Origin of the sequence: Flavobacterium bernardetii, from assembly GCF_011305415.1 — a bacterium.
In the GTDB taxonomy this organism is placed as follows: Bacteria; Bacteroidota; Bacteroidia; order Flavobacteriales; family Flavobacteriaceae; genus Flavobacterium; species Flavobacterium bernardetii.
On record NZ_JAANOQ010000004.1, the window covers coordinates 302,642 to 308,998 of the forward strand.

Genomic DNA, 6,357 nt, shown 5'->3' on the forward strand with positions numbered 1-6,357 from the left:
TTACTTTACAGGAATTAAAAACTCATGATGAAATAATTTTCCTTTTTTGCCTCTAAAAGTTATCATTAAGGAGTAAACACCTTCTTTTAAACCTTCTTTGGATGGTTTTATTGTCCAATTAGTTGCGTTTTTATCATTTGATAATTTGTTTCTCTTTAAATTTTGTCCAATACAAGACAAGTTTACAGGATCAATATTTTTGGTTACAATTTGAATTTTATTTTCTTTATCTAAATCCAAGAAATTTTTACCGTTTTCAGTTTTAATTTCAACAATATAAATACTTTCCTTAAAAACTAAATTACTCTTATCTTGAGCAAAAAATGCAGTTGAAAGTAGTATAAAAAAACAAATAAAAATTTTTTTCATAGTTATGTTTTGAATAGTTTAAAAGTTCTTAGACGTAAATACTAAATCTCAAATCGTAAATTAAGAAACCGGTTCAGCATACAAATCAAATTCTGTAGCATCAATGATTTTTAAATTTACGAAATCACCTGTTTTTAAATAGAATTTTGAAGCGTCGATTAATACTTCATTATCTACATCTGGACTATCAAATTCAGTTCTTCCTACAAAATGTTCCCCTTCTTTTCTGTCAATCACACATTTGAACGTTTGTCCAATTTTTTCTTGATTTAAATCCCAAGAAATTTGTGCTTGGATATCCATAATTTGAGCTGCTCTGTCTTGTTTTACTTCTTCTGGAACATCATCTTCTAATAAATAAGCATGTGTGTTTTCTTCGTGAGAATACGTAAAACATCCTAAACGTTCGAAACGCATTTCTTCCACCCAATTTTTAAGAGTATTGAAATCTTCTTCCGTTTCACCAGGATAACCAACGATTAAAGTAGTTCTGATTGTCATTTCAGGAACTAACGCTCTAAAATCGTGAATTAATTTCGTTGTTTTTTCTTGAGTAGTTCCACGACGCATCGATTTTAAAACACTATCTGAAATATGTTGTAAAGGAATATCTAAGTAATTACAAATTTTTGGTTCGCGTTTCATTAATTCTAAAACGTCCATTGGAAAACCAGTAGGGAAGGCGTAATGCAAACGAATCCATTCGATGCCTTCTACTTTTACTAAAGCTTCTAAAAGCTCCCCTAAGTTTCTTTTTTTGTATAAATCTAAACCGTAATACGTTAAATCTTGCGCAATAAGAATTAATTCTTTTACACCGTTTTTAGCTAATTTTTCGGCTTCAATTACTAAATGCTCAATGGGAGTCGACTTGTGTTTTCCTCTCATTAATGGAATGGCACAAAAACTACAAGGTCTATCGCAACCTTCAGCAATTTTTAAATACGCGTAATTTTTTGGAGTAGTAGTTAAACGTTCTCCAATTAATTCGTGTTTATAATCGGCACCCAATGCTTTTAATAATAAAGGCAATTCCGTAGTTCCGAAAAATTGGTCAATATTTGGAATTTCTTTTTCTAAATCGGGTCTGTAACGTTCAGATAAGCAACCTGTAACAAAAACTTTGTCAACTAAGCCTTGCTCTTTTTTATCGGCATATTCCAAAATCGTATTTATCGATTCTTCTTTGGCGTTATCAATAAAACCACAAGTATTAATTACAATAATGTTCCCTTCGTCTTTAGTTGCTTCGTGTGTTACTTCTTTTCCGTTGGCACGAAGTTGTCCCATTAAAACTTCACTATCATATACGTTTTTAGAACAACCTAAGGTAATGACGTTAATTTTATTTTTCTTTAAAGACTTGGTTCTCATAGTATTTGTTTTATTTCAGGGTGCAAAATTAATAAAAAAATGTCGCTTAACTTGAAGTAAAGCGACATTTGTGAAATAATTGTATTTTATTTAAAAATTTACCACATATGTTAAAGTAACATTATTGTTGTAATTTTTAATTCTTGCAGGATCATTTAATCCAGAAGTTAATAAGACTTCAGTTCTTGCACGGTGTTCGTTAGTATAAGAAATATCTAATTTAGAATTTCCAAAATTATAACCTAAACCACCAGAATAACTCATTAAATCTCCAAATGCTAAATCTGTTTTGTATGGACTTTGCTCGAAACGGTAACCACCTCTAACACTCCATTTTTGAATTTTATATTCTCCACCAACACGTAATTCATAATTGTCTTGTAATTCGTTTTTCATTTGATTGTTTATGCTACTAAAAATTTCTTCGTTTTTAGGTTTAAATTGTGTTTTAGCATAATTTCTAGAAATATAATCAACACTCAATAATCCTTTTTTGCCAAATAAAACAGTTCCACTTGCGGTTAGCTTGCTAGGGGTTTGAATTTTATATGTAGGATAAATATTTACAATATTTGGGTTTACATAATCGTCAAAATTATCAGATCCGTTTGTAGCTGCTGTAGAAATACTTTGAGTTAACTCATCGTTTAATTTATACCAAGTAGGTGTTTCGTATGCTAATCCAACTCTAATATTTTCTGTTGCTTTATAAATCGCTCCAAGATTTAAAGCAAATCCAGATCCATAAGTGTAAAGTTCATTATTGAAACGAACTGCAGTTATTGCGTAATTATTAAGGGTGTTTGATACGGGGTTATTATTGCTTTCATATAACGAGGATGTTCTTACATAATCGGTGAAATGGAAGTTCATATTCATACCCAAATATAACTTATCTTCATAAGCTCCAGAAAAGTTTATGGTGAATTTTCCGTTATAACCATTTGCTTCAATGGTGTTTTTATGATAATAATTTCCGCCAGTTGGTACATTTGAAGTATAATTGTTTCCACCGCTATTATAATCTAATAAATACGAATTATATCCTAACCAAGCTTGTTGTTTTATAAAACCTAAGTCTTCATAGTAAGTTCCACCTAAATTTCCAGCACCACCTTTTGCAACATTTGCAAATCTTAAAAAATATTTATCCATTGAATTGTATGGATTTACTCCTTCACTAATTATGAAATCATCAAAGTTGTTTGTGTTTTCGTAGTTTAAACCTAAAGCAAATTTTTTCCAACCGCTTTTTGCGTTATTATCATTAAAAACAAAAACCGCTCCTAATTGATTTATGTCAAGGGAGTTTTCTTTCGTAGTAGTGTTTGTGCCAAAATAACCTGCATTGTTACTTTTGTTAAAGCTTGACAATGAAATAGTTGCTTGGTTATAGTTAAAAACAGAAGAACCAGCAGGGTTGATGTTTATTGCAGACATATCGCCGCCTATTGAGCCAAAAGCTCCACCCATTGCTCTAAAACGTGCTGTTCCATTTAAGTTTTCTACGCTATATCTTAAAGCGTCAGTGATGGTAGGTTCTTGTGCATTGGCCATAAAAGAACCTCCTATTAATAAGGAAAGTAATATCTTTTTCATATGTTGATATTTATTATTTTTTATTGATCATATGTAATTCGCATATAATTATTGGTAATTGAAACCAATTTTTGGTAATGCTCATTTCATAGATTTTTTATTAATCTTTTAAAAACCTGCCTGATAGAAACAAACAGGTTTTTTGAAATTAGTTTTTATCCTCTTCCACCACGACCTCCGCCGCCAGATGATCTTCCTCCTCCTGATGAACTTCCTCCAGAACTTCTTCCACCTCCGAAGTCTGAACTTCTTGGTGTAGAAATTGTTCTTGGTGCTTCACTTCTTGGAGCAGGAGTGTATGTTCTTGGTTGTGGAGTTTCACTTCTTGGTGTTCCAGTGTTATTGTTTCCTCTTGGATTATGAGTTCTTGGTTCAGAAGTTTGACTTCTTGGTGTTCCAGAATTGTTGTTTCCTCTTGGATTGTAAGTTCTCGGTTGAGAAGTTTGAGTTCTTGGTGTTCCAGTGTTATTGTTTGCTCTTGGATTGTAAGTTCTCGGTTGAGTAGCTTGATTTCTAGGATTTCCTATTGCATTTCCACTTCTTCCTGAATAAGATCTTCCAGAATTTCCGTTTGCTGCGTTTCTATTAATATATCCGCCACGTGGACTGCTATTATAAGCTACATTTCTTCCGCCGCCATAATAACCATTTCCGTAGTAACCGTTATACCAACCGTTTCCGTAATATCCTCCACCGTAGTAACCACCGTAATATCCATTACCCCAATATGGTCCATAATATCCGCCATACCAGTTGTTGTATCCCCATCCATTTCCGTACCATCCATTGTTCCATCCCCAGTTGTTTCCATACCAACCGTTTCCGTACCAGTTATTCCAACCCCAATTATTACCATACCAACCAGAATTCCAACCCCAATTGTCGTTTATAATAATAGTGGTATTACCAGTTTGGTTTTCTCCCCATCCGGCATAACTTGTATTGCTTTCTTGAACATATACAGTATCTGGAGTTGATTTGTAATTGTCTACGTCAGTAAGAACTTCAGTATAACCAAAATCGCCCTCCATGCTTTTAAATTGTTGTGCGTATTTGTTATTGTCTTCTACTGCAACCACATTTTCATTTTGATTTGGTCGCTCATATGTAACAGTTTTGTCCGGTCCGTAAACACCGTCATTATCGTAATATGACGAATTTTGGTACGAACCACAAGCTGTCACTGTGATTGCACCAACAAATAGACTAAAAAATCTAAGTGTTTTTTGCTGAAAAGTGTAATTTGTTTTCATATATAGTAAATTTTATTGTTGGTCTTTACAAAATTAAGTAGTTTTGTACCACTAAATTAATACAAATAAAACAAATTTTGTGCCAATATTATAAAAATGAGTAAAAATTTAACAACTAGAAGCGAAGATTATTCTGCATGGTATAACGAATTAGTCGTAAAGGCTGATTTAGCGGAGAATTCAGGTGTAAGAGGTTGTATGGTGATTAAGCCATACGGTTATGCAATTTGGGAAAAAATGCAAGCAGAATTGGACAAAATGTTCAAAGAAACAGGTCATAGTAATGCGTATTTCCCCTTATTTGTGCCGAAAAGCATGTTTGAAGCCGAAGAAAAAAATGCGGAAGGTTTTGCTAAAGAATGTGCCATTGTTACTCATTATAGATTGAAAAATGATCCAGATAAACCTGGAAAATTAATGGTTGATCCAAATGCGAAATTAGAGGAAGAATTAATTGTTCGTCCAACTTCTGAAGCAATTATTTGGAGTACTTATAAAGGATGGGTGCAATCGTATAGAGATTTACCTTTATTGATTAACCAATGGGCGAATGTGGTGCGTTGGGAAATGAGAACGCGTTTGTTTTTAAGAACAGCTGAGTTTTTATGGCAAGAAGGGCATACGGCTCACGCAACTAAAGCAGAAGCTATTGAAGAATCTGAAAAAATGATGCATGTTTATGCTGATTTCGCAGAAAACTTTATGGCGATTCCAGTTGTTAAAGGTTTGAAAACGGAAACAGAACGTTTTGCTGGTGCAGATGAAACCTATTGTATTGAAGCGTTAATGCAAGATGGAAAAGCGTTACAAGCTGGAACATCTCACTTTTTAGGTCAGAATTTCGCAAAAGCATTTGATGTTAAATTCACCAATCAAGAAGGAAAACAAGAATATGTTTGGGGAACGTCTTGGGGAGTTTCAACGCGTTTAATGGGTGCGTTAGTAATGACGCATTCAGATGATAACGGATTAGTGTTGCCTCCTAATGTAGCGCCAATTCAGGTAGTTATAGTGCCGATTTTCAAAACGGATGAAGAGTTTGCTAGAATTTCAGAAGTAGCGAATGGTTTAGTAGCTCAATTTAAGAAGTTAAATATTTCAGTTAAATTTGATAACAGAACGACTCAAAAACCAGGATTCAAGTTTGCGGAATGGGAATTGAAAGGTGTACCAGTTCGTGTAGCAATTGGTCCTAAAGATTTAGAAAATGGAACTTTTGAAATCGCACGTAGAGATACATTAACAAAAGAAGTAAAACCAGCAGAAGGAATTGTAACATATATTCAAGATTTATTAGAACAAATTCAAAAGGATTTATTTAATAAGGCAGTAGATTACAGAACAGCTCATACTACGGAAGTAAATTCTTTTGAGGAGTTTAAAGATGTTTTAGAAAACAAAACTGGATTTGTATCGGCGCATTGGGATGGAACGGCAGAAACAGAAGAAAAAATAAAAGACTTAACGAAAGCTACAATTAGATGTATTCCTTTGGATAGAGTAGAAGAAGCTGGAGTATGTATTTTAACAGGAGCGCCTTCAAAAGGAAGAGTTCTTTTTGCAAAAGCATATTAGGGGATTTACGATTTTCGATTTACAATTTGGGATTTACGATTTGAAAATAAAAATTTTTAAAATATCTAAATACCTTATAAATAAAGCCTTAAGCTTAGGTTTTAAAAAAAAATAGAAAATTTTTGCGTCAGGTATTGCACAAATAAAAAATAGTTGTATTTTTGCACTCGCATTACAGCAAATGCAA

Annotated in this window: 5 protein-coding genes; 1 reads left to right on the forward strand and 4 read right to left on the reverse strand. The window is 33.1% G+C overall.

The genetic code is table 11. The annotated features are described in order from the left end of the window. The 4 genes from G6N05_RS09880 to G6N05_RS09895 all read right to left on the reverse strand — a co-directional run bounded on the left by G6N05_RS09880 (position 1) and on the right by G6N05_RS09895 (position 4,595). Positions 1-369 carry a hypothetical protein gene (locus tag G6N05_RS09880; protein WP_166127918.1) on the reverse strand — a complete coding sequence of 123 codons (369 nt, stop codon included), beginning with the start codon at positions 367-369 and terminating at the stop codon, positions 1-3. 60 nt (positions 370-429) lie between these two features. Next, positions 430-1,743 (reverse strand): 30S ribosomal protein S12 methylthiotransferase RimO, encoded by a 1,314-nt coding sequence (rimO, locus tag G6N05_RS09885; protein ID WP_166127923.1) that lies wholly within the window; start codon positions 1,741-1,743, stop codon positions 430-432. Positions 1,744-1,833: 90 nt separating this feature from the next. Continuing rightward, entirely contained in the window at positions 1,834-3,342 is a 1,509-nt protein-coding gene (locus G6N05_RS09890; RefSeq protein WP_166127927.1) for an OmpP1/FadL family transporter, read from the reverse strand. Between the two features lie 155 nt (positions 3,343-3,497). Beyond that, positions 3,498-4,595 (reverse strand): hypothetical protein, encoded by a 1,098-nt coding sequence (locus G6N05_RS09895; RefSeq protein ID WP_166127931.1) that lies wholly within the window; start codon positions 4,593-4,595, stop codon positions 3,498-3,500. Positions 4,596-4,691: 96 nt separating this feature from the next. On the opposite strand from G6N05_RS09895, the gene proS reads away from it, so the two are divergent. Next, positions 4,692-6,170, forward strand: coding sequence for a proline--tRNA ligase (proS, locus tag G6N05_RS09900; protein ID WP_166127936.1), 1,479 nt, complete (start codon positions 4,692-4,694; stop codon positions 6,168-6,170). Positions 6,171-6,357: the final 187 nt, after the last annotated feature.

What these genes read in the sequence shown, in the direction of transcription:
- G6N05_RS09895 (WP_166127931.1), bottom strand. Translation starts at nt 4,595, where the DNA reads ATGAAAACAAATTACACTTTTCAGCAAAAAACACTTAGATTTTTTAGT.
- G6N05_RS09890 (WP_166127927.1), bottom strand. Translation starts at nt 3,342, where the DNA reads ATGAAAAAGATATTACTTTCCTTATTAATAGGAGGTTCTTTTATGGCC.
- G6N05_RS09880 (WP_166127918.1), bottom strand. Translation starts at nt 369, where the DNA reads ATGAAAAAAATTTTTATTTGTTTTTTTATACTACTTTCAACTGCATTT.
- proS (WP_166127936.1), top strand. Translation starts at nt 4,692, where the DNA reads ATGAGTAAAAATTTAACAACTAGAAGCGAAGATTATTCTGCATGGTAT.
- rimO (WP_166127923.1), bottom strand. Translation starts at nt 1,743, where the DNA reads ATGAGAACCAAGTCTTTAAAGAAAAATAAAATTAACGTCATTACCTTA.